Here is a 19,481-nt window from a genome sequence, read left to right on the forward strand (position 1 = left end):
CGAGCAGTGAGGCGACCACCCTGAGGAGCGACGTGACCGATCCGACGACCTGGGACCCGGCCGCCCCCGGCGTCCTGCGCCTGCCCTCCGGGCGACTGCTGCGCGGGCGCGGGCTCAGCCGCCCGCTGCCGCCCGGCCCGCAACCCTCCTTCGGGCTCTACCTGTTGGGCCACCCGCCGAGGCAGTTCGGCTGGGAGAGCCGGTGGGTGCGCTGGCCCGACTTCCGGCTCCCCGCCGACCGCGCCGACGCGGCCGACGCCTTCCGCGAGGCCTGGCGGCGATCGGCGACCGAACGCGTCGAACTCGCCTGCGCCGGCGGCCGCGGCCGCACCGGCACCGCCCTCGCCGCCCTCGCCATCCTGGACGGCGTCCCCGCCACCGAGGCGGTCGCCTACGTACGGGCGCACTACGACCGGCACGCGGTGGAGACCCCGTGGCAACGCCGGTTCGTCGCCCGGCTGGGCTGAGGCCTGGGGCACGTCCGCAGGTGTGCCGCCGCGCACACGGAGTACCGCACCGGGGTGCCGCCGGGCGACGAACTGATCCGACTGCTCAACAGCTATCACGCCCCAGCGCGACGTGGCCTCGGCGTCGCCGAGTCCGCCGGCGGCCCCAGCGGTGATCGGGCGGTAGGGAGCGGGCCGGTCGGAACCGGACGCGCTGAAGCCCGGCGAGGACGCCGGCCGGACCGGCCGGCCGGCGCCCCGGCGGGTCAGGTCTTGCGCAGCGCCGGGGCCGGGACGCCGATCAGCAGTCGGCGCACGGCGTCCCAGGCGGCCCGCTGGGCGGCGGCGCAGGCCCGGGTGTCGGAGCCGAGCAGGCGCAGCCAGGCGCCGCTGTCGTGCGGCAGGACGCTGACCCCGTACAGCAGGCCGCAGTCGGCCAGCGCCCCGTGCAGGGTGTCGGCGACGAGCGCCGCCGGGGCGAGCGGGGTGACGACGTAGAGGCTGGCCATGACGTCGTGGCCGGCCAGCACCGCCGGGCCGGTGACACCGGCCGCCGACGGCTCCAGCCTGACGGTGTCGAGGGCCGTCAACTCGCCGTCCGAACGCCGGATTTCGAGGTCGGAGGCGAACACCTGGTAGGCGTTGCGCTCGCCCCGGGCGAGGCGGCCGGCCAGCACGGTCTCGCCGGCCAGCACGGTGGCGGTGGGGTCGACGGTGAGCACCGTGCGCTGGTAGAAGCGCGAGTCGACGAAGGGGATCACCGGCTCCGGCAGGTACTCGACGTAGGCGCGGGGCCCGGCGTCGAGGTTGACCAGCTGCGTCGCGTAGTCGAACTCCATCCGGTAGACCTTGGTGGCCGCCTGGGTGGTGAGGTGGGTGGCGGTGTCGGCGCCGCAGCGCAGGTCGGTCCGGAGCCGGTCGGCCTGGAGGATACCGCCGCCGGTGGACATCAGGAAGGTGACGGCGAGGTCGGGGCGGGCCGGGTCGAAGTAGAGCGGGCGCATGATCTGCAGCGGCGACTTCTGGTAGTGGCCGGTGAGTTCGGTGCGCTCGCCGATCCGCTCGAAGGCGAGCTCCAGCAGGCCGACCTTTCCGGGGCGCCCGACGCCCAGGGTGTCGGGCGTCCCGGCGTGTCGGCGGACGACGTACGGGACGCGGGCCGGCTCGTAGTGCCGCGGGTCCAGGCGTGGCACGGCGGCGCCCGCTTCGGCGGTGGCTGCTTCGGCGGTGGCCACGACCGGCGGGTCCGGGGCCACCGAGGCCTCGGCAGCGGTGTCCGGGGCAGGTGCGGCCGCGGTGACGGTCATGCGGGGACCTTGCGGAAGGTCTCCAGGAAGGCGGCGATCTCGTCCAGCCCGTGCCCGGTGAGGCAGTTGGTGAGCACGACCGGTCCGCCCTCGCGCACGCGGTGGGCGTCGGACTCCATGATGCCCAGGTCCGCGCGGACGTACTGGGCGATGTCGATCTTGTTGATGACCAGCAGGTCGGACTCGGTGATGCCCGGACCGCGCTTGCGGGGCATCTTCTCGCCCTCGGCGGTGTCCAGGACGAAGAGGAAGAGGTCGACCAGGACCGGGCTGAAGGTCAGCGTGAGGTTGTCGCCGCCGGACTCGAACAGCAGGGTGTCGACGTCGGGGAAGCGCTCCAGCATCTCGGCACCGGCCGCGAGGTTCATCGTCGGATCGTCCCGGACGGCGGTGTGCGGGCACGCGCCGGTCTCGACGCCGACGACCCGCTCGGGGTCGAGCACCCCGGCCAGGGTGCGGCGCACGTGCTGCGCGTCCTCCTGGGTGTAGATGTCGTTGGTGATGACCGCCGGGCGGTGGCCGCGTGCGATCAGCACCGGCACGAGGGCCTCGATGAGCGCCGTCTTGCCGGAGCCGACGGGCCCGCCGATGCCCACGCGGAGCACGTTCTCGGTCATGCTGTCTCCTCTGATGCGGTTCTGATGTGATTCCGGTGCGGTTCCGGTGCTGCCGGTACGGCGAGCACGGGCAGTGCGGTTGGTGCGGGTCACGCGGTCGGTGCGGGGTCACCCGGCCCCGGCGCCGACGGGGGGTGCGCCACGGCGCACCCCCCGGACGGCTCAGCTGGCGAACAGCCGGGCCTCGGCCCGCTCGTGCCGTCCGGACATCGCGTCCGCCACCGGCACGCACCCGCCCAGGTCGTCCAACTCCCGGGCGAGGGCGGCCCGTACGGCCTCCTCGATCACCGGCGCCATCGCCCGCAGCACCACCTGCGCCTTGCGGTGGTCGGTCAGCCGCAACCGCAGGGCGGCGCCGACGAAGCTGGTGCAGAAGGCGAACAGGTCGCCGGCGGCGGCCTGTTCGACGGGCACGCCGGCCGAGGCGTAGGCGACCCCGGCGGCCACCGCCTGGGAGCCGGGGGCCTGCTTGGCGGCGACCAGTTCGGCGTACCGGTCCAGCGGCTCGCCACCGACCGACTCCCGTGCGATGTCGAGGAGTTGGCGCCCGGTACGGGTGGAGGCCAGGCGCAGCTCGCGGTTGAGCTTGGTGGCGTGCAGCCGCTGGTCCACCTCGACCAGCAGGCCCCAGTCGCCGGCCCGGGCGGCGCGGTGCGCGAGGGCGAGCGCGGTCGCGTCGGACGGGCCGACGCTGTGGCGCAGCAGGTCGGCGAGCAGCTCGGGCACGGTGTCCGGGGTGACCGCCTTGGCCTGCGCGTAGCCCTCCAGGCCGTGCGAGAGGGTGTAGAAGCCGCTGGGGAAGGCGGAGTCGGTCAGCTGGAGGCTGACCAGCAGGGCGTCAAGGCCTCCCGTGGACGCGGCGGCGGTCCGCTCCGCGACGCCGGTCACGCGAGGTAGAACAGGTGGTTGAGCGGGAGTTCGCGGGCGGGCTCGATGGTGGCCGGCTCGCCGTCCAGGGCGACCTTGTACGTCTCCGGGTCGACCACGATCTTCGGCAGCGCGTCGTTGCGGACCATGTGCTGCTTGCCGACCGAGCGGCAGTGCCGCACGGGCAGGACGCGGCTGTCCAGGCCGAGTCGGCCCGGGACGCCGAGGTCGACGGCGGCCTGGGACATGAAGGAGACCCGGGTGGCCTGCTTGGCCCGTCCGAGCGCGCCGTACATCGGGCGGTAGTAGACCGGCTGCGGGGTGGGCAGCGAGGCGTTCGGGTCGCCCATCAGGGCCCAGTTGATGACGCCGCCCTTGATGACCATCTTGGGCTTGGCACCGAAGGAGTTGATCGGCCACAGCACGATGTCGGCGAGCTTGCCGCTCTCCAGTGAGCCGATGTGGTCGGCGGTGCCGGAGGCGATGGCCGGGTTGATGGTCAGCTTGGCGAGGTAGCGCAGGACGCGGAAGTTGTCGTTGCGCTCGGTGTCGCCGTCGAGCTTGCCGCGCTGGTCCTTGCAGTGGTGCGCGGTCTGGAAGGCGCGGGTGAAGGACTCCCCGATCCGGCCCATCGCCTGCGAGTCCGAGGAGAAGATCGAGATGACGCCCTCGTCGTGCAGGACGGTCTCGGCGGCGATCGTCTCGGCGCGCACCCGGGAGTCGGCGAAGGAGACGTCCTCGGGGATGTCGTGGCTGAGGTGGTGGCAGACCATCACCATGTCCAGCAGCTCGTCCACCGAGTTGACGGTGTAGGGCAGCGTGGGGTTGGTGGAGGACGGCAGGACGTTGGCCTCACCGGCGATCCGCATGATGTCGGGGGCGTGGCCGCCGCCCGCGCCCTCGGTGTGGAAGGTGTGGATGGTGCGGCCGTCGATGGCGGAGAGGGTGTCCTCGAAGAACCCGCCCTCGTTGAGGGTGTCCGTGTGGATGGCCACCTGGACGTCGTACTCGTCGGCGACGCTGAGCGCGCTGTCGATCGCGGCCGGGGTGCTGCCCCAGTCCTCGTGCACCTTGAGGCCGCAGACGCCGGCCTCGACCTGCTCTCGCAGGGCGCCCGGCAGCGAGCCGTTGCCCTTGCCGAGGAGGCCGACGTTGACCGGGAGGTCCTCGACCGCCTGGTACATCCGCCCGATGTTCCACGGGCCGGGGGTGCAGGTGGTGCCGTTGGTGCCGTCGGAGGGGCCGGTGCCGCCGCCGATGAGGGTGGTGATGCCGTTGCTCAGCGCCTCCTGCACCTGCTGCGGGGCGATGAAGTGGATGTGGGTGTCGATGCCGCCGGCGGTGGCGATCAGGTGCTCGCCGGAAATCACCTCGGTGCCGGGGCCGATCACCAGCTTGGGGTGCACGCCGCTCTGGGTGTGCGGGTTGCCGGCCTTGCCGACGGCGGTGATGAAGCCGTCCTTGACGCCGATGTCGCCCTTGACCACGCCGAGGATCGGGTCCATCACGACGACGTTGGTGATCACCAGGTCCAGGGCGCCCTGGGCGGAGGTGGCGGCCGGGTCCTGGGCCATGCCGTCGCGGATGCCCTTGCCGCCGCCGTAGACGGCCTCGTCGCCGTAGTGGCCCTGGTTGAAGTCCTTCTCGATCTCGACGACGAGGTTGGTGTCGGCGAGGTGGAAGCGGTCACCGACGGTGGGCCCGAAGAGATCGGTGTACTGCTTGCGGGACAGCGTGGCCATCAGCGGTCGCCTTCCTTGTGGTCGAGGTTGGTGCCCTTGAACCCGAGCGCGATCGCCCGGTCGATCGCCCGGGCGCGGGTGTCGGCCGACCTGATGCCGCCTTCGACGAGGTTGCTGAAGCCGACCAGGCGGCCGTGGCCGCCGAACTCGGCGAGCGTGACGTCCTTGGTGTCGCCCGGCTCGAAGCGGACGGCGGTGCCGGCCGGGATGTCCAGGTGCTTGCCGTAGGCGGCGTTGCGGTCGAAGTCGAGGGCGCGGTTGGCCTCGAAGAAGTGGTAGTGCGAGCCGACCTGGATCGCCCGGTCGCCCGTGTTGCTGACCGTGATGGTGACCTGGGCGCGGCCGGCGTTGATCTCCACCGGGTCGTCGCCGTACAGGTACGTGGCGCCACCAGACATGGCTGGCCCTTCCTCTCTGTCGGTTCAGTGTTGTGTGTGGCCGTGCCCTTGGCCGTGGGAGTGCGAGTGCGAGTGGCCGTGGTTGTCCCCGTGGCCGTGGCTGTCGCCGTGTCCGTGGCCGTGCCCGTGACCATGCGTGTGGTCCCCGCCCGGGCCGTGGCTGTGGGCGTATCCGTGCCCGTGCTCGGCGTCGAGGCCGGCCAGGATGCCGTCCTCGCCGTGGCCGAGCAGGTGCAGGGCCGCCGCCGTACGGGCCGCGACCACGCCGGCGATCGCGGCCGGCCGCAGCAGCGGCCCGCCGTCCCGCACCCCGGGCAGTTCGGTGCGCAGGGCCGGTCCGAACGAGGCCGGGACGGCGGTCACTTCGCGGGCGCCGAGCAGCCGGCAGCGTTCGGCGCCCTCGGCCGGGTCGGGGTCGCCGCCCGCGAAGGCCACCTCCACCCAGCGGTGGTTCCCGTACTGGCGGACCAGCCGGGCGATCCGGAACAGGTCCGCGTCCTCGAACGGGCCGGCCGCCGGGGCGGTGACCAGGACGGCGCCGTCGCGCTGGGGGCCGGCGGAGGCCGCGGCCCGCAACCAGCCGACGAGGTGGTCCTTGCCGCCGAACGGCTCGGTCAGGGCGAGTCGGCCCCGGCCCTCCCCGGCGGCCAGCCAGCGCAGCGCCCGGGCGGTGTCGGCCACCAGCTTCGGGTCGCGCCCCAGCGTCATCGGCACGACGCACACCGGGCCGTCGGTGGCGGCCAGCGCCGAGCGGACGGCCTCGCCGAGCGCCCGGCCGGCGGCGGCCGCGGCGTGGACGGCGGGCTCGCGCTCCACCAGGGCGGCCAGGTCCCGGCCGCCGTCGCTCTCGTGCCCACCGGCCAGCACCACCGCGGTGGTGGACACCGGGGCGGTCGGGGCGGACACCGGGGCGGCCGCAGACAGCTGCGCCGGCGCGGGCGCCGCCTCCGCCTGAGGTGCGGTCATGGCTCAGGCACCCACCGGGTCGTGGCAGGAGACCAGTTTGGTGCCGTCCAGGAACGCGGCCTCCACCTGGAGCAGCGGCAGCATCTCGCGGACGCCGGGCATGACGTCCTCGCCGCTGACGGCCTGCTTGCCGATCTCCATGCACTCGGCGACGGTGCGCCCGTCCCGGGCGCCCTCCATGATCGCCTCGCTGATCAGCGCGCAGGCCTCGCTGTAGTTCAGCTTCACGCCGCGGTCGCGGCGCTTGCGGGCCAGATCGGCTACGACGTAGATGTACAGCTTGTCCATCTCACGCGGTGCGAGATTCACGGGAATCACTCTTCCTTTCCGAATGACCGAATGACCGAATGTCCACATGTCCGAACGGACGCGTGGGGCACTCGAAAGCGTCCGACGCGAACGGGGATCGAGATCCGACGCCGGCGATCCCGTCAGATTCTGCGAAGTCGGGGAATGGCCGGCACGGCCGCCAGGAACAGCATGGTCGTCAGGACGAACGGCCAGGTGAAGGCGTGGCCGCCGAACGGCGCGGTGACAGCACCCAGCGCGGGGGTCAGGACGGTGGCGGCGGCCGCGCCGAGCACGGCGTAGGCCGCGCTCCAGCCGTCGGCGGCGACGAACACCCCGCACAGCGCCATCGCGACGAGCACCCCGCTGTAGCCGAGCAGCCCTTGGCCGACGGCGGCGGCGGGCGCGCCGAGCGCCCAGGCGGTGAGCAGCCCGGTCGCACTGCCCGCGCAGGCCAGCAGGCCCGCCGGGCGGCTGGCCGCGACGATGCCGGCCAGGAACAGCAGGCCGACGTACCACTGGGGCATGAAGAAGATCTGGCCGACGTTGGCGAAGAACCCGTGCCACAGCTGGTCCCAGGTCAGCCCGGTCGGACCCGCGGCCGGCGCGGCCAGAGCCGCCGGGGCCCCGGCTCCGTGCCACAGCTGCCGGAAGCCGGGCGCGGCGACGGTCGTGGCGGTGGCGACCAGGCAGAACGGCGCGGTGAGCGCCGGGAGTTTCCAGGTGTCGAGCACCGCACCGAGGCCCGCGGTGACCACCACGGCGACGGTGGCGCCGAGCACGGCCACCGCGACGGTGGCGGGGTGGCCGGGGCCGAGGAACACCGCGCACCCCAGCGCCACCAGGCAGCCGTTGTACCCGTGCAGCCCGGCCTCGACGGCGCCGCGCGCCAGCCGCAGGCCGGACGCGACGGCGGTGCCGAGGGCGCTGCCGAGCAGGCCGTAGACGCCGTACGGCCAGCCGGCCGCGAACAGTGCCGCCACGAAGAACAGCCCGCAGACGGCGGACGGCATGAAATCCACCTGCGCGACGCCGCGCAGGACTTCGACGACTAACGTGAGGGATATCGGGCGGGCAACCTCGGAGTCCCCCGACCCACCCTTTTTCCGACCCATACGTCACACCAATTCCCGCTACGAATTTCCACGGCATGGCGAATAATCCGCAAGGCCGCTCGACTTACTCGCGAGCACGCCCGGCGATTCCTCCGGAACCGTACTCCTGCGGAATGTCGCCCGGAACGGACACGACCGGTTACACCCGTACAGCGAAGGGTGATCATCATGGCCCTGAGCTGCAACAATATGTTGATTCTGCAGGTCAGAACCCCTCCCAGGGAGAGGCATTCTTTGCGAAGTTTTACGTTCGGTGGACGATAATAAGAAAGTGGTCATGTCAAGTAATTCGACACGAAGCCATCCCGGCCGGGCAATTCGGACAGCCTGTGCGGCGAAATGACGGCGGCCCACGGCAACAATGTGGCGGGAATGTGTACGCGCTGCGTCGGGAAGCAGGCGATCGAGCCGGGACCGCCGCCCCGGCGGGCGGCCAACCGGCACTCCCCTCCTACGGGTACGAGCTCACCGGCGGCCGGCGGTACCGCACCACGGAGGCGATCACCGTCCGGGACGGGCTCATCCGGGCGGTCCAGGCCCTACGGCAGAGCCCGACCACGGGGCTTGCGGCGCCTTCCCAAGGCCCCCGCCCCTCGTTCACGCCCCCCGTACACCTGTCACAAGAAGGACGATCCGACTATCGTTAGTTAACGAAAGCTATCGACACTCTCTCCCCGCCTGACGGCCACGGCCGACCATGCACCAGGAGGCAACGGTGGCGACACACATGTCGAGCGGTGGCAGGGCCGGGCGCGTGCGCGCGCTCCACGGGGGCGTGGAGCCGGACCATCCGCGGTACAAGTGGGTCGCGCTCTCCAACACCACGCTCGGCACCCTGATCGCCACCATCAACGCCTCCATCGTCCTGATCTCGCTGCCCTCGATCTTCAACGGCATCGGCCTGGACCCGCTGCAACCCGGCAACGTCAGCTACCTGTTGTGGATGCTGATGGGCTACATGCTGGTCACCGCGGTCCTGGTGGTCACGCTCGGCAGGCTGGGCGACATCCACGGCCGGGTGCGGATCTACAACGCCGGCTTCCTGATCTTCACCGTCACCTCGGTGGCCCTCTCCCTCGACCCGCTGCACGGCGGGCCGGGCGCCCTGTGGCTGATCGTCTGGCGGGTGGTGCAGGCGGTCGGCGGTTCGATGCTGATGGCCAACTCGGCGGCGATCATCACCGACGCGTTCCCGGCCCACCGCCGCGGCATGGCGCTGGGGGTGAACATCGTCGCGGGCATCGCCGGCTCGTTCATCGGCCTGGTCCTGGGCGGGCTGTTGGCCGAGTGGAACTGGCGGTCGATCTTCTGGGTCAACGTGCCGATCGGCATCCTCGGCACGGCCTGGGCCTACCGGTCGCTGCGCGAGACCGGAGCGCGCCGGCCGGCCCGGATCGACTGGTGGGGCAACGTCACCTTCGGCGTCGGCCTGACCGCCCTGCTCGCCGCGATCACCTACGGCATCCAGCCCTACGGCGGCCACACCATGGGCTGGACCAACCCCTGGGTGCTGGCCGGACTGTTCGGCGGGGTGGCGCTGCTGATCGTCTTCTGCCGGGTCGAGTCCAGGGTCGCCGAACCGATGTTCCCGCTGGCCCTGTTCCGCGACCCGGTCTTCGCCGGCGGCAACGCGGCCACCCTGCTGGGCTCGATCGCCCGCGGCGGCCTCCAGTTCATGCTGATCATCTGGCTGCAGGGCATCTGGCTGCCGCTGCACGGCTACGACTACGCCGACACCCCGCTGTGGGCCGGCATCTACCTGGTCCCGCTGACCGTCGGCTTCCTCGCCGCCGGACCGCTCTCCGGGTACCTCTCGGACCGCGCCGGGGCCAGGCTCTTCGCCTCCGGCGGGCTGGTGGTGATGGCCCTGTCCTTCGCCGGGCTGCTGATGCTGCCGACCGACTTCGGGTACCCGTGGTTCGCCGTCCTGGTGTTCCTCAACGGCCTGGGCGGCGGCCTGTTCGCGGCCCCCAACACCTCGCTGATCATGTCGAGCGTGCCGGCCGAGGCCCGGGGCGCCGCCTCCGGCATGCGGGCCACCTTCCAGAACGCCGGCATGGTGCTCTCGATCGGCGTGTTCTTCTCGCTGATGGTGGCCGGGCTGGCCGGGTCGCTCCCGCACACGCTCAGCTCCGGACTGACCGCACAGGGCGTGTCCGCCGGCGACGCGAGCGCCATCGCCGCGCTGCCGCCGGTCGGCACGCTCTTCGCCGCGTTCCTCGGGTACAACCCGATCCAGCAGCTGCTGGGCCCGCACGTGCTCGGGCAACTCCCGGCGGCCAACGCGCAGACGCTGACCGGGCGGGAGTTCTTCCCACAGCTGATCTCGGGGCCCTTCCACGACGGCCTGGTCGTGGTGTTCTGGCTGGCGATCGCCATGTCGCTGGTCGCCGCGGCCGCCTCGCTCGTCCGTGAACGGCCTCGGCCCGACAACCCCCGCTCCGACAGTCCTCGGTCCGACAGTTCCCGGCCCGACAGTCCCCGGCCCGACAGTCCCCGGCCCGACAGCCCTCGGTCCGACAGCCCCCGGTCCGACAGCCCCCGCTCCGACAGCCCCCGCCCAGCCAGTCCCCGATCCGGCAGCCCCCGACCGGACCGGGACGCGCCCGGCGGACGCCCCGGGACGGACCGGGACGCGCCGCGGGGGAAGGCCGACCGGCCGTGACCGGCGCCGGCGGCGAGGCCGCGAGCGCGAGCCGGCCCGGCGGCGACGGCCTCTCCGCCGACGCCGTCGTCCGGCTCCGCCTGGTGATCGGCCGGCTCAACCGGCAGATGGCCCGCGCCTCCGGCGGCCAGGACCTCACCGTCGCCCAACTCTCCGCGCTGGTCCGGGTGGAGCAGCACGGCCCGCTGCGGCTCGGTGAACTCGCCGCGCGGGAGGCGGTGGCCGTCCCGTCCATGGTGCGGACGATCGCGCCGCTGACCGCCGACGGGCTGATCGCCAAGAGCCCCGACCCGACGGACGGCCGGTCGCAGCTGCTCGAACTCACCCCGGCGGGCCTGGAGACGATCACCCGGATCCGCCGCGAGCGTTCCGCGCTGCTGGCCCACCGCAGCGCACGGCTCACCGCGCAGCAGTGCCGGGACCTGGAGGCGGCTCTCCCCCTGCTGGAACTGCTGCTGGACGAGCCCGAGGCGGCCTGCCCGTCCGCCGTCCCGCCGCCCCGGGACCGGGACGACTCCGGCAGCTGAGCCCGCGCTGCCGGTGCTGCCCGCGCTGCCGGGTCTACCGGGGCTGCGGCGCCGCCGCCTCGTCCAGGAACCCCGTGAGCAGTGCGAAGGCCTCCTCGGGCCGTTCCAGGCCGGGGAAGTGGCCGGCCCACGGCAGTTCGACGTGGCGGGCGTTCGGGATCACCGTCGGCAGGAAGGCGCCGATCTGCCGGAAGTCCTCCACGTCGTGGCCGCCCGACACGACCAGGCAGGGCGCCGTGATCCGCCCGAGGTCGGCGCCGTCGTCGGTCGGGCCGAACCGGGCGTCCGCCTGCACCTCGAAGGCGTGCCGCTGCATCCGGCGCACGTGCGCGCGCGTCTCGTCGTCCGCCTCCGGCCCCAGCCAGGTCTCGACGTTGAGCTCGACGGCCGCCGCGAGGTCGCCGTCCGTGAGCAGTTCCCGTTCCTTCGCGGCGAAGGCCCGCAGGGCCGGGCCCGGTGTGCGCCCGGACGCGCCGGGACACAGCAGGGCCAGCGCGGTCACCGCCGCCGGGCGCAGCGCCGCCACGTCCGTGGCGATCTTCCCGCCGTGCGAGGACCCGATCAGCGCGGCGGACTCGATGCCCAGGTGGTCGAGGAGGGCGAGGACGTCCTGTGCGTCGCTGTACGGGCCGTCCGCGAGCGGGGTGTCGCCGAAGCCCCGGAAGTCGCACCGGACCACCCGGTATCCGGCGTCGACGAGACCTTGCCACTGCGGGTCCCACATGCGCCGGTCGCACACGGACGAGTGGAGGAGCACCAGCGCGGGACCGGTCCCTGATACGTCATGAGAGAGGATCATCCGCCTGATCGTAGTGACGCCCCCGGGGGACGCCCACCGATTAACGATCAACGGGAGTAAGCGCTTCGGCGGGCCGCTGGGCTCTAGGTGGGTGAGGAGGTGCTCATGGGAGAAACGAAGACCGACCGGGACGCGGAGTTCCAGGCGTTCATCGTCGGAGCCTGGCCACGGCTGCTGCGGACGGCATACCTGCTGGCCGGGGAGCAGTACGCGGCGGAGGACCTGGTGCAGTCCGCCGCGGAGAAGGCCTGCGCGGCGTGGACCAAGGTGCGACGGGCCGGCGATCCGCACAGCTACGTGCGGCGGATCCTGGTGAACGAGCACGCCCGCCGCTGGCGCCGCCGCGCGCCGGAGCTGCTGGTGGACGCCGTACCGGACGCGGCCGGGCCCGAGGACGGCTACGCCCGCTCCGACCAGCGCGGTGCGCTGCTGGCCGCGCTGGCCACCCTGCCGGCCCGCCAGCGCGAGGCCGTGGTGCTGCGGCACTGGGAGGACCTGAGCGACAGCCAGGCGGCGGTGGCCATGGGCTGCTCGGTGGGAGCCGTGCGCAGCCACGCGGCCAAGGGGATAGCGAAGCTGCGGGAGGCCGCGGTGCTGAGAGAACTCAAGGGCATGACACCCATCGGAGGTGCGGTATGAGCGCGAACGGCAACGGCGGGACGGTCGGTACGGGCGCGGCGGACGACGACGCGGACGTGTGGGTCGGGCTCGGCCTGGCGGAGGCGGCGGCCGGGGCGAAGGTCGGCTCGGTGCCGGTGGCGGACATCATGGCGGGCGGCCGCCGGATCCGGCGCCGCCGCCGGTCGATGGTCGGCGCGCTCGCGCTGGCCACCACGGTGGTGCTGGCGGGCGGGGCGATGGCCGGTCTGCACGGCGCCCCCGCGAACAGCCCCACCGCACAGGCGCTGGTCCCGGCCGACGGCGGTCCCGGCGGCGGCACCGGGGGCGGTCCCGCCTCCCAGCCGACGGGTACGGGCTCGACGGCCGCGAAGGACCCGTTCACCCCGCTCCGGGTGGTGATCGGGCAGGGCACCGTCGACGGCAAGGAGTGGAAGCTGTGGGAGGCGCTCTGGCCGACCGCCCCGAAGGAGCGGGCGTTCGAGCAGGCGATGGCGGTCTGGAAGGAGCGCAACGCCGTCGACCCCTCGGTCGAGAAGCCGACCGAGGCGTTCGTCCAGCATTACTGGCGGGACACCGAGGACGTGGTGAACACCTACGTCACGTTGGACGGGGTGCGCCAGAAGGACGACTCCGCGGGCAGCGTCCCCAACGCGAGCAACTTCGACCCGAGGGACGGCACCTACCTCGGCGGCGGCGTCATCGGCCCCCACGCCAAGGCGGGTACCCCCGGCCCGCTCCCGATCAGGCTGGCAACGATGTCCATCGGCCCCGACGTCGCCAAGGTCGTGGTGAACTGGACGGACGGCACGAAGCTTGAACCGCAGCTCGTCACCGTGGGGGACTCCCCCTACCGCCACCTCGTGGTGGCCGAGCAGCCGGGCAAGAAGGTGACGTCCTGGCAGTTCTTCGACAGGAACGGCACCAAGCTCCCGGACTCCGGCATGAAGATGCTGTCCGAGTAACGGTGGCCACGGCCGCCTGACCGAGCCGAGGGGCCGACCCCGCCCCCCGTCGGGCCGGCCCCGCTCCCGTGCCCCCGTCGGGCCGACCCCGTTCTCGCGCCCCCCGGAAGCCCACCGGGAACCGCGCGCGCCGCTGTTCCCCCCTCAACTCGCCGAGCCCGTCGTCGGGTTGCGCTCCGGCGGGCGGTGGGGGGGAACACGGGTCCCTCAGGTCCGGGGCGCCTTCTCGCCGTGGACGGCGGCGTACTCGGCCGCCAGCCAGGGGCCGAGGTCGTCGATCAACACGTCGAGTGCGGGCAGGTCGGCCGTCGGGGTCCGGGCGATGGCTGCGGCCCGCCGCATCTGCGCGGCACGTTCGGGGTAGTAGCGGCCGAAGACCTCCGCGGAGCGGGTGAGGTCACTGGTCCAGCCGCCCCAGCGGGGCATCACCAGGGTGAGACCGGTCCGCACGATCCGGCGGGAGACGATGCGGCTGAGCGACTCGCGCTCGGCGTCCGTCCCGCCGGCGGCCCGCCGCTCGCGCCACTGCGGGAGCGCGAGCCCCAGATCTCCGTTGGTCTCGCGGGCGAGCAGGGTCGTGGGGCGGTAGCGGGGCAGGTCGGTGGCGAGGTCGTCGCCGAGCAGCGGGGTGCAGAGGCAGGCGAGGAACCAGCCGAGGTCGTGACGTTCGAGGTCGCTCAGCAGGGTGCTCGTGCTGAAGAGGAGGATCCCGACGCCGTTGACCTGAGGGAAGGAGGCGTCCAGCGCGGCTTCGAGCGCGTCGGCGTCGGACCGGTCGGTGCCGGTGGGCTCGCGACGAAGGGCGAGCAGCAGGTCGAGGTCGGACACGGCGGGGGTCGCGGTGCCGCGCGGGATGCTGCCGTAGAGGTAGGCACTGTGCAGCCGGTCACGGTCGAAGGTCTCGGCGATCAGCGCGCGAGCGGAGTCGACCACCGGCGCGAACTCCTGCCGCACCCGCCCCAGGGAGCCCTCGCGGGCGATGAAACCGTCGTCGTCCAGTCCTTCAGCAGCCATGGAGGTACTCTGCCGCGCCTCCTCACCTGCGGGCGAACGGATTTCCCCGGCGCGACCGGGCAGGCTGACCGTTACGCAGCGTGATCAACCTTTGGCGGATGTTGCCGTGCGCGCAGGGGTGGCCAAACCTAACGTGACGTCTTGGGGGTCACTCTGCGCCATGTTCGCGGGCCACGTCACTGTCCTGGCCGCGCCGGCGCCACCTGCAGGAGGCAGTACATGAGATTTCGGGCAAGTTCGAGCGCGCTGGCTGCGGCAGCCCTGGTCGTCGGCCTGACGGCCGCCGCGACTCCGGCCGGGGCCACGGGTGCCGAAGGCGGCCGGGAGCCGTTCCTGAACCGCCTGAACACGGTGTCGTTCGTTGCGTCCACCGTCCCGGCCAACGGCGACCAGAACCCGTACGGCACGTTCGTGATCCGGGAGAACACCGGCGATCTGCATCGGGGCAACGTCCTGGTCAGCAACTTCAACAACTCGGTGCCGCCGAGTGGCCAGCAGGGCAGGGGCACCACCCTGGTCCAGATCAGCCCGGGCGGGGCGATGACCACGTTCGCCACGATCGACCCGAACACGCTGCCGGGCCCGTGCCCGGGCGGGGTCGGGCTGACCACCGCGCTCACGGTCCTGCGCGGCGGCTGGGTCGTGGTCGGCAGCCTGCCCACCGCGGACGGCACCTCGGACACGGCCCAGGCCGGCTGCCTGCTGGTGCTCGACAGCCACGGCACGGTACGCGAGACCATCGCGGGCGACGGCATCAACGGCCCGTGGGACATGACCGCCGTCAGCCACGACGACAAGAGCGAACTGTTCGTGACCAATGTGCTCAACGGCACGGTCGCCGGCGGCGGCAACGAGGTCGACCAGGGGACGGTGCTGCGGATCACCCTGTGCCATGAGGGCGACGCCCCGCCGCGGCGGGTGGCCACCACCGTGATCGGCTCCGGCTTCCCCGAGCGGACCGACCCGGCGGCCCTGGTGGTCGGCCCGACCGGCGTCGCCCTCGACCGTGCCGGGACGCTCTTCGTCGCGGACACCGTCCTGAGCCGGATCACGGCCATCCCGCACGCACTGGACCGGAAGGACAGCGACGGCATCGGGCGCGTCATCAGTGCGGGCGGCAACCTGAACGGACCGCTCGGCATGGCCCTCGCACCCGGCGGCGACATCCTGACGGTGAACGCCGGGGACGGCAACATCGTGGAGACCACGCCCCACGGGGACCAGGTGGCGGTCAAGCAGATCAACTCCAGTGGCAGCCCGGCGGGCGCGGGTGCGCTCTTCGGCCTCGCGGTGGACCTGGACCGCGACGAGGTCTGCTTCGTCAACGACGCGACCAACGAACTCGACGTCCTGCACTGACGAGCGGCGGTCCGAGGAAGGCGGCGCACCGGCTCGGTGCACCGCCTTCCTTAAGCAGCGGTTCGTCAGGCCCTGAGGGCAGGGCCGGCCCAGGAGACCCACTGCCCTGAGTCCTCGATCCGTTGGAGGCGACATGGGCGTCCAGGAGGATCAGCTCCACGCCCGCGATGTCCACGCCCCGGAAACCCGCCGGAAACCGCGCGCGCTCGCGCTCCTCCCAGACCTCGTACTGAGCTTGTGACGGCGAGCCGGTCAATGCGGCCAGGCGGTCTCCGCCTGCCATTCATCGAACTTCCAGGCCGAATGGCAGGTGCTCAGGTACGGCAGGTGCCCGTCCCACTCGACGGCTGTCAGCGCCTTGGCGGGCCGGAAAGTGATGTGGCCGGTCGCATCGATGTCGAACCCCCAGGAAAAGCCGACCACCGGCAGGACCTGCCGTTGGGCCCGGTCCAAAGGTGTCCACGCCAGGAAGCTGTGAGCGAGCCAGGCCATGGGCGGGCGCCCGGATCGTGACGGCGCGTCAAACAGAGTGGGGTTGACACCGAAGAAGGCGTAGGGGGACGGCGCATCCTCGAACAGGACGAAAGGATCCAGCTCGAAGTCGACACCGCCGGACGAGTTGTCTGTCGACCGGACCAGCTGGACCCAGCCGAACAGGGACCGATACCCCCTGCCGGGATAGTCCACGACAGCCGTACAGCATGGAAACCCGCGCGTGTCAGGGTGCTTGCCGACCGTCAACGGCTCATCGACCTGTTCAAGGTCCACCGTCACACGGCCGGTCTCACCATCGCGGGTGAAGGGAAGGATCAGGGCATCATCCTTCCCATGGCGCGCCGTCAGCCACAAGAGCCGAAAGGAACACGAACGCCGCCAGAACCCCGACGTCGGCTCGATCGATGGCATGTCGCCGCCACGGCGCGGCCTCCCCCAACCTGTGCCCCGCATCGGCGTCGGGGCACCGCGCAGTGCATCTTCAGGCAGCAGGGACTGCCCGTACGAACCTGGCGTCACCGCTGGGGTCACGGATATCCAGGAGAGGGTTGAACTTTCGAGCCGAAAGAAGGACGATGCGCGCCCAAGACAACGCCAAGGATGTCGACGCCGGCAAGGTCCGTTCCTCAGCCCGCACGCCGGACGCGGCGACGGGGAGCCCGGGCCGGGCACAGGCCGCCCCTCAGGCGCTCCTCGCCCTGCAGAGCAGCCGCGGCAACGCGGCCGTCGTGCAGATGCTCCGCGCGGCCGGTCACCCGGGCGCCCGGGAGCAGCACCACCACAGTGACAGCTGCGGCCACTTGGGGACCGAGGATCCCTCCGTGCAGCGTTCCGCCGTCCACGACGTCCTGCGCTCGCCGGGCCGGCCTCTCGAAGAGGCGACCCGCACCGACATGGAGGGCCGTTTCGGCGTCGACTTCTCCGACGTCCGCATCCACGACAACACCGCGGCGAAGGCCTCCGCCGCCGAGGTCGGAGCCCGCGCGTACACCTCCGGCAACCATGTCGTCATCGGTCACGGCGGCGCCGACAAGCACACGCTCGCCCACGAGTTGACGCACGTGCTCCAGCAACGGCAGGGCCCCGTGGCCGGCACCGACAACGGTTCGGGGCTCAAGGTCTCCGACCCCTCCGACCGCTTCGAACGCGAGGCGGAGGCCAACGCGACGAGGGTCATGTCACGCGGCCCGGCCTTGCAGCGCGCCGAGTCGGAGGCGTCCGCGGTCCCGCGGGTCGGCGAGGCCGCGATCCAGCGTGCGCCCGAGCAGAACCGGCCCGCGATCACCCACAACAACCCGGACGACGACTGGGTGGCCGACAACACCGCGCCGGCGCGCGCGGACGGTCTCGTCCTCAGCGGTCATGGCGCCTGGCATGCCGCGAACGGTCAGTTCCGGGTGCCGGCGGGAACGCGAGTGCACTTCTACACGCAGCACGGAATGGTCCTCCCGGACGACCTGGGCGGGAACGTGGAGCAGGGCGCCAACCAGCGCGGCAACGTGGAACAGGGCCAACGCGCCGGCGCCTCACGCAGCTTCGGGGGCGGGCGGACCGTACAGAACTACACCATCTCCTACCCCAGCGGCCTCACCATTCGAGGAAACCCCGCGATCGCCACCCCGGTGGCCGGCGGGTACAGCGTCGAACTCGATCCGGAGACTCCGCAAACCGCCGTCATCAACGTCGCCTCGCTGACCGATCCCCAACTCGCCGGCCACTCCATCGTCTTCGACGGCGACGTGCTGCTGAGCGACATCCTGCAACCCGGCATGGGCGACGTGCACTTCGCCGCCTGCCGCTTCGTCGAGACCGGTAGGCCCGGAACCCGGAACCAGGGCCGCCCCCAGAACCACAACTACCAAGGCGACCCCGGCGAGGACGGCGGCCTCTTCAACCCCTGACCCGCCCGGGTGCGCGGTCCTGGCCGATAAGGCGGGCCCCGAGGATCGTCCTCGGGGCCCGCCTGCTCGTCGGTTCGGCCTTCCGCCTTCGGCCTTCCGCCTACCGGGTGAGGAGCGCGCTCGTCTCCTCCCCGGCGCCGGGCAGCTCCCCCAGGCCGCCGAGGAAGTCGTCTGCCCGACGCTCGCCGTCGGGGCGGCGTCACGGGCTGATGCGACAGGGAACCCCGGCCGGGGGCGGATGACCTCTGGGAGGATCCGCCGATGGGCCGGCCCGGGTGGGGCTGGTTAGAGTCGCCGCAATCTGACGGCCGGTCGGTTGGGCGCCTGCTGATCGGCTTCATGTCGCAATGGTCGAAGGGGATTCGCCCGTGAGCGCACAGCAGTACGACGAGATCGGTGAGGCGTTCGAGGGCTTCAAGTCCCTGCCACTGGCGAAGCACGCGGAGGACGCCGCCGCCATGGAGCGGATGTGCCGCAACGTCCACCGGAGCCTGGCACCCGGCGCGGAGTACTGGTCGGACTTCCACGCCAACCCCCCACTGCAGATGCTCCGCTGCCGCGTCTGACCACCACTCCGGGGGCCCTGCCGCCGACCGTGAAAGCGCGGCACCCGGTAGGCTGCTGCTCCGACGCCCTTTTGAATCAGGGGAGTTCAGCTGATGCGGCGATCCGACGGGCTCCCAGGAGCAGCGGGCCTCCTTGCCGCTGCCGCACTCCCGGCAGCATGCACCGGCGGTGAAGCACCGTCCCAGCGAGAGGATGCCGCCTGGGCGTTGGACGGACTGGCCGCCACCTCGGCAGCCCCTGCCGTCCAGCGCAGCATCGACGCCCTTCCCGCCCGGGGCACGGCCAAGATCCTGGGCATCGCCGAGGTTTCAGGCATCGACGTGGTCCTCGCCATCAGAAACGGCACCTGCCAGGTGTCGCTTCTACCGGACGGGTTGGCCGAGCCGACCAGCACCGCCCCCGATTCCCTCGGATCGCAGCGCCCGACGGTCGGCGGCGGTTTCTCGGACGCCCACCGGGACTTCCCGGGCAGCGTTCTCGCCGGGACATACACCCAGGCGTCCGCCGAGATGACGCCCTTCACCTTCGTGACCGTCGGCTGCTCCGAGAAGGCGATGGCGGTCAGGATCGAGGGGGCAAGGATTCCGCGGAGGCGCGGAAGAAGTCCGGTGATTCGCCGCGATCGTGGCGCGACGGCCCCGACACGCTGCTGGCCGTCGGAGCCCCCGAAGCGATCCATCGGTCCGCGCCGGACTCCGGCACCGGCTCCTGAGAGCGTGACGTTCGGATGAAGGCGCCCTCAGGGGCGACCCCGAGGAGGCCGGGCGGGTCCTGGCGGCCGAGCTGGAGGCCACCCGGTCGCGCCTGCCGGCCGACTAGGACCCG

The 19,481-nt window shown here is 72.3% G+C and carries 20 protein-coding genes; 9 read left to right on the forward strand and 11 right to left on the reverse strand.

Features of this window, described 5'->3' with window-relative positions:
* Positions 1-32 precede the first annotated feature (32 nt).
* Complete coding sequence (locus tag ACIOJE_RS28500) at positions 33-467, forward strand: protein-tyrosine phosphatase family protein (protein ID WP_400779909.1); 435 nt, start codon at positions 33-35, stop codon at positions 465-467.
* 245 nt (positions 468-712) lie between these two features.
* On the opposite strand, the gene ACIOJE_RS28505 is transcribed toward ACIOJE_RS28500, so the two are convergent.
* From ACIOJE_RS28505 to ACIOJE_RS28540, 8 genes are all read right to left on the reverse strand, one after another.
* Positions 713-1,753 (reverse strand): urease accessory protein UreD, encoded by a 1,041-nt coding sequence (locus ACIOJE_RS28505; protein WP_400779911.1) that lies wholly within the window; start codon positions 1,751-1,753, stop codon positions 713-715.
* Positions 1,750-2,370, reverse strand: coding sequence for an urease accessory protein UreG (gene ureG / locus ACIOJE_RS28510; protein ID WP_400779913.1), 621 nt, complete (start codon positions 2,368-2,370; stop codon positions 1,750-1,752). The genes ACIOJE_RS28505 and ureG overlap by 4 nt, the downstream gene beginning before the upstream one ends.
* Positions 2,371-2,532: 162 nt before the next feature.
* The gene (locus ACIOJE_RS28515) at positions 2,533-3,258 is read right to left on the reverse strand and encodes an urease accessory protein UreF (protein WP_400779915.1); all 726 of its coding nucleotides are present in this window, start codon (positions 3,256-3,258) and stop codon (positions 2,533-2,535) included.
* Complete coding sequence (gene ureC, locus ACIOJE_RS28520; protein WP_400779917.1) at positions 3,255-4,979, reverse strand: urease subunit alpha; 1,725 nt, start codon at positions 4,977-4,979, stop codon at positions 3,255-3,257. Before ureC ends, ACIOJE_RS28515 begins: the two co-directional genes overlap by 4 nt.
* A complete protein-coding gene (locus ACIOJE_RS28525) occupies positions 4,979-5,377 on the reverse strand; it encodes an urease subunit beta (protein ID WP_400779919.1) in 399 nt (132 codons plus the stop codon). Before ACIOJE_RS28525 ends, ureC begins: the two co-directional genes overlap by 1 nt.
* Positions 5,378-5,401: 24 nt before the next feature.
* Positions 5,402-6,343, reverse strand: a complete 942-nt coding sequence (locus tag ACIOJE_RS28530; RefSeq protein WP_280680900.1) for a cobalamin biosynthesis protein CbiX — start codon at positions 6,341-6,343, stop codon at positions 5,402-5,404.
* A gap of 3 nt (positions 6,344-6,346) precedes the next feature.
* Positions 6,347-6,652, reverse strand: a complete 306-nt coding sequence (locus ACIOJE_RS28535; protein WP_280680898.1) for an urease subunit gamma — start codon at positions 6,650-6,652, stop codon at positions 6,347-6,349.
* A 122-nt stretch (positions 6,653-6,774) separates the two neighbouring features.
* The gene (locus tag ACIOJE_RS28540; protein ID WP_400779922.1) at positions 6,775-7,746 is read right to left on the reverse strand and encodes an urea transporter; all 972 of its coding nucleotides are present in this window, start codon (positions 7,744-7,746) and stop codon (positions 6,775-6,777) included.
* A gap of 727 nt (positions 7,747-8,473) precedes the next feature.
* Between ACIOJE_RS28540 and ACIOJE_RS28545 the strand changes: the two genes are divergently transcribed.
* Both ACIOJE_RS28545 and ACIOJE_RS28550 read left to right on the forward strand, forming a co-directional pair.
* Positions 8,474-10,411, forward strand: coding sequence for an MFS transporter (locus ACIOJE_RS28545; protein WP_400779966.1), 1,938 nt, complete (start codon positions 8,474-8,476; stop codon positions 10,409-10,411).
* Positions 10,408-10,938: a MarR family winged helix-turn-helix transcriptional regulator gene (locus tag ACIOJE_RS28550; RefSeq protein ID WP_400779924.1), complete on the forward strand. Its 531-nt coding sequence runs from the start codon at positions 10,408-10,410 to the stop codon at positions 10,936-10,938. Before ACIOJE_RS28545 ends, ACIOJE_RS28550 begins: the two co-directional genes overlap by 4 nt.
* 34 nt (positions 10,939-10,972) lie before the next feature.
* Here the strand turns inward: ACIOJE_RS28550 and ACIOJE_RS28555 are convergent, their stop codons facing one another.
* Positions 10,973-11,737 carry an alpha/beta hydrolase gene (locus ACIOJE_RS28555; protein WP_280680891.1) on the reverse strand — a complete coding sequence of 255 codons (765 nt, stop codon included), beginning with the start codon at positions 11,735-11,737 and terminating at the stop codon, positions 10,973-10,975.
* 105 nt (positions 11,738-11,842) lie between these two features.
* Here ACIOJE_RS28555 and ACIOJE_RS28560 point away from each other — a divergent pair, with 105 nt between their 5' ends.
* Both ACIOJE_RS28560 and ACIOJE_RS28565 read left to right on the forward strand, forming a co-directional pair.
* Positions 11,843-12,376 carry a SigE family RNA polymerase sigma factor gene (locus tag ACIOJE_RS28560; protein WP_400779927.1) on the forward strand — a complete coding sequence of 178 codons (534 nt, stop codon included), beginning with the start codon at positions 11,843-11,845 and terminating at the stop codon, positions 12,374-12,376.
* On the forward strand, positions 12,373-13,320 hold the full coding sequence (locus ACIOJE_RS28565) for a hypothetical protein (RefSeq protein ID WP_400779929.1): 948 nt from the start codon (positions 12,373-12,375) through the stop codon (positions 13,318-13,320). Before ACIOJE_RS28560 ends, ACIOJE_RS28565 begins: the two co-directional genes overlap by 4 nt.
* 207 nt (positions 13,321-13,527) lie before the next feature.
* Here ACIOJE_RS28565 and ACIOJE_RS28570 read toward each other — a convergent pair whose 3' ends face one another.
* Entirely contained in the window at positions 13,528-14,334 is an 807-nt protein-coding gene (locus ACIOJE_RS28570; protein ID WP_400779931.1) for a nucleotidyltransferase domain-containing protein, read from the reverse strand.
* A 219-nt stretch (positions 14,335-14,553) separates the two neighbouring features.
* On the opposite strand from ACIOJE_RS28570, the gene ACIOJE_RS28575 reads away from it, so the two are divergent.
* A complete protein-coding gene (locus ACIOJE_RS28575; RefSeq protein ID WP_400779933.1) occupies positions 14,554-15,693 on the forward strand; it encodes a hypothetical protein in 1,140 nt (379 codons plus the stop codon).
* 252 nt (positions 15,694-15,945) lie between these two features.
* Here ACIOJE_RS28575 and ACIOJE_RS28580 read toward each other — a convergent pair whose 3' ends face one another.
* A complete protein-coding gene (locus tag ACIOJE_RS28580) occupies positions 15,946-16,599 on the reverse strand; it encodes a hypothetical protein (RefSeq protein ID WP_400779935.1) in 654 nt (217 codons plus the stop codon).
* 164 nt (positions 16,600-16,763) lie between these two features.
* On the opposite strand from ACIOJE_RS28580, the gene ACIOJE_RS28585 reads away from it, so the two are divergent.
* From ACIOJE_RS28585 to ACIOJE_RS28595, 3 genes are all read left to right on the forward strand, one after another.
* On the forward strand, positions 16,764-18,089 hold the full coding sequence (locus ACIOJE_RS28585; RefSeq protein WP_400779937.1) for a DUF4157 domain-containing protein: 1,326 nt from the start codon (positions 16,764-16,766) through the stop codon (positions 18,087-18,089).
* Between the two features lie 368 nt (positions 18,090-18,457).
* The gene (locus tag ACIOJE_RS28590) at positions 18,458-18,655 is read left to right on the forward strand and encodes a hypothetical protein (RefSeq protein WP_400779939.1); all 198 of its coding nucleotides are present in this window, start codon (positions 18,458-18,460) and stop codon (positions 18,653-18,655) included.
* 207 nt (positions 18,656-18,862) lie between these two features.
* A complete protein-coding gene (locus tag ACIOJE_RS28595; RefSeq protein ID WP_400779941.1) occupies positions 18,863-19,387 on the forward strand; it encodes a hypothetical protein in 525 nt (174 codons plus the stop codon).
* Positions 19,388-19,481 lie beyond the last annotated feature (94 nt).

Origin of the sequence: Kitasatospora sp. NPDC087861 (assembly GCF_044742585.1) — a bacterium.
Classification (GTDB): domain Bacteria; phylum Actinomycetota; class Actinomycetes; order Streptomycetales; family Streptomycetaceae; genus Kitasatospora.